This is a genomic window from Noviherbaspirillum sp. (assembly GCF_035944575.1).
Taxonomy (GTDB): domain Bacteria; phylum Pseudomonadota; class Gammaproteobacteria; order Burkholderiales; family Burkholderiaceae_D; genus Noviherbaspirillum.
The window spans coordinates 1-2,002 of sequence record NZ_DASZBA010000026.1 but is presented as its reverse complement, the minus strand read 5'-3'; the positions used below and the strand labels follow the sequence as shown (position 1 = coordinate 2,002).

Below are 2,002 nucleotides of genomic sequence, written 5' to 3'. Positions count from 1 at the left end.
CATTCGCCAGCAACGATTATCTCGGCCTCGCGGCGCATCCCCGTATCGCCGAGGCGTTGCGGGCGGGCGTGAGCCGCTATGGCGCCGGCAGCGGCGCATCGCACCTGATCAGCGGCCACTCGCAGGCCCATGCGCAGCTGGAAGAAAAGCTGGCGGACTTGCTGTCGCCGCATCTTCCCGACGCCCGTGCGCTGTACTTCTGCACCGGTTACATGGCCAACATCGGCGTGCTGGCGGCGCTCGGCCAGCGCGACACCGACCTGTTTTCCGAAACCCTCAATCATGCATCGCTGATCGACGGCGCACGGCTGTCGCGTGCCAATGTCCGCGTCTACCCGCATGCCGACACCGCCACGCTCGCCCGCATGCTGGAAGCGAGCGAAGCCAGCAGCAAGATCGTGGTCACCGACAGCGTATTCAGCATGGATGGCAACATCGCGCCGCTGGCGGAATTGCTCGCCTTGTGCGAGCGGCATGGCGCATGGCTGATGGTCGACGACGCGCACGGCTTCGGCGTTCTCGGCGAGCAGGGCAGGGGCGTGCTGGAGCATGCCGCGCTGCGTTCATCCAACCTGATCTACATCGGCACGCTCGGCAAGGCCGCCGGCGTCGGCGGCGCATTCGTCGCCGCGCATGCCACCGTGATCGAATGGCTGGTGCAACGCGCCCGCGCCTACATTTACACCACCGCCGCGCCGCCGGCGCTGGCGCATGCCCTGCTGACAGCGGTCGACCTGATCGCCGGCGAAGAGGGCAGGGAAAGGCGCATGCACCTGCAGGCGCTGACCACGCAATTGCGGGCCGAGTTGACTTTGCGGCACTGGAAGCTGCTGCCGTCCCCGACACCGATCCAGCCGGTGGTGATCGGCGCCAACGATGCCACGCTCGCCGCCGCTGCCGCGCTCGACCGGCAGGGCCTGTGGGTGCCGGCGATCCGCCCGCCGACCGTGCCGCCCGACAGCGCGCGATTGCGCATCACCTTGTCCGCCGCCCATACGGCACGTGACATAACGCAACTCGCCACAGCGCTCAACACCGTCGAACGGAGCCAGACATGATGGAGAAACCTGCTTACTTCGTCACCGGCACCGATACCGAGATCGGCAAGACGCTGATCTCGGCAGCCCTGCTGCATCATCTTGCCGCTTGTGGCTTGCGTGTCGCCGCGATGAAGCCGATCGCGGCCGGCGCGGTATTGCGCGACGGCGCATGGCATAACGAAGATGCCGACATCCTCGCCGCTGCAGCCAACGTCACGCTGCCGATCGAATTGACTACGCCCTACCTGCTGCAGGACCCGGCGGCGCCGCATATCGCCGCAGCCGCCGAAGGCGTCATCATCAATACGGCCCATATCCTCGCCTGCTATGATCGGGTGCTGGCGCAGGCCGATGCGGTGGTGGTCGAGGGCGTCGGCGGATTCGCCGTGCCGCTGTCTCGCGATTCCGATACCGCCGATCTCGCGCTGCAGCTCGGCCTGCCGGTCATCATGGTGGTCGGCATGCGGCTGGGATGCCTCAGCCATGCATTGCTGACCACCGAAGCGATTGCGGCGCGCGGCCTGTCGCTGGCCGGCTGGGTGGCCAATACCGCCGACCCGGACATGCGGCATCGGCAAGCCAACATCGATGCGCTGGTTGAGCGTTTACCGGCCCCGTTGCTCGGCATCGTGCCGCGCCTGCCGGAGCCTTCGGCGGCCGCTGCCGCGGCGTATCTCGATTGTTCAGTTTTACCCGGATGGCCAAAGGCCGCCGTTTCACGTTGATAAAAGTTTGATACTAAGGAAAGCAGTTCATGTCCTCGCAACCGATAGCGTTTTACCCCTCCCCGTCCGCACCGTCCACTGCCGCAAGCCCGAGCACCTGGCCGGTGGAGCAAGTGATGGCATTGTTCGACATGCCGTTCAACGATCTGCTGTTTCGTGCCCAGCAGGTGCACCGCCAGCACTTCGACCCGAGCGAGGTGGAACTGGCCACGCTGCTGTCGATCAAGACCGGCGGCT

The 2,002-nt window shown here is 66.0% G+C and carries 2 protein-coding genes and 1 pseudogene; all 3 read left to right on the top strand.

Translation table 11 applies throughout. From position 1 onward, the window contains the following. Nucleotides 1-1,058 (top strand): 8-amino-7-oxononanoate synthase (bioF, locus tag VGU61_RS01600; protein ID WP_326857344.1); only part of this gene is annotated, 1,058 nt, incomplete at its 5' end. Then, the gene (bioD, locus tag VGU61_RS01595; RefSeq protein ID WP_326857343.1) at nucleotides 1,055-1,765 is read left to right on the top strand and encodes a dethiobiotin synthase; all 711 of its coding nucleotides are present in this window, start codon (nucleotides 1,055-1,057) and stop codon (nucleotides 1,763-1,765) included. The genes bioF and bioD, both read left to right, overlap by 4 nt. A gap of 29 nt (nucleotides 1,766-1,794) precedes the next feature. Continuing rightward, nucleotides 1,795-2,002, top strand: a pseudogene (locus tag VGU61_RS01590) (biotin synthase BioB); the annotation flags it as partial.